Source organism: Mycobacterium sp. E2497 (assembly GCF_001668695.1).
GTDB lineage: Bacteria > Actinomycetota > Actinomycetes > Mycobacteriales > Mycobacteriaceae > Mycobacterium.
This window is the reverse complement of the sequence record NZ_LZKD01000209.1, coordinates 1-719: the sequence shown is the minus strand read 5'-3', so window position 1 is coordinate 719 and position 719 is coordinate 1. Positions and strand designations below refer to the sequence as shown.

Genomic DNA, 719 nt, shown 5'->3' with positions numbered 1-719 from the left:
CCTCGCCGCGGCAACGCGACGTCGGTCCGCGCCGCTATCGCGGCGTTGATCAGCTCCGCCTTGTTCGGAAAGTAGTTGTAGAGGCTGGCGCTGGTGACGTTCGCGGCCCGGGCGATCTCACGGATGGTGGCGCCCGCGTACCCGAATTCGGCCACGCAGCGCATGGTGGCAACGACGATCCGCTGCCGCGTCTCCTCGCCGCTGGCGCCGACCGGACGTCCCCGTTGCGCCCGCGTCACCGTGCTGTCCTCACTCGCGCGTCCCGTCCGCCGGCTCCCGGTCCCCGACACGGTCGAATATAATCGAGTGATCGATTAGTTTCGGCTTCGCCGCGGAGGTGCGTAGTGCGTGATGGACGGAGCTGCGGCGGGCTTCCCGCCGCATGAGCGTCACGCCGCCGCAATTGGGTCGGCCGGTGGGTGCCGACGGTGAGCAGACCCGGGCCCGCATCATCACCGCCGCGATGCGATGTGTGGCCGAGAATGGCTATTCGCGCACCACGATTCGCGAGATCGCCCGGGCGGCCGACGTCACCAGCGGCAGCCTGTACCACTACTTCCCGAACAAGTCCGAATTGCTGGACGCGGCCGTCGAGGACATCGAACGCATGGCGGTGCCGCGGCTGCGCGCGGCCGCCGCGCGCCCGGGGACCGCCGTCGACCGGATCGAGGCGGTGCTCGACGAATCGGGCCGGCTCATGCGCGAGTATCCCGATCTGG

General features: G+C 69.7%; 2 protein-coding genes. One reads left to right on the top strand and one right to left on the bottom strand.

Annotated elements, in window-relative coordinates:
• A partial coding sequence (locus A5713_RS19135) for a TetR/AcrR family transcriptional regulator (RefSeq protein ID WP_156751946.1) occupies positions 1–239 on the bottom strand: 239 nt, incomplete at its 3' end.
• Positions 240–382: 143 nt separating this feature from the next.
• Here A5713_RS19135 and A5713_RS19130 point away from each other — a divergent pair.
• The coding region (locus A5713_RS19130) for a TetR/AcrR family transcriptional regulator (protein WP_156751945.1) at positions 383–719 on the top strand (337 nt) is incomplete at its 3' end.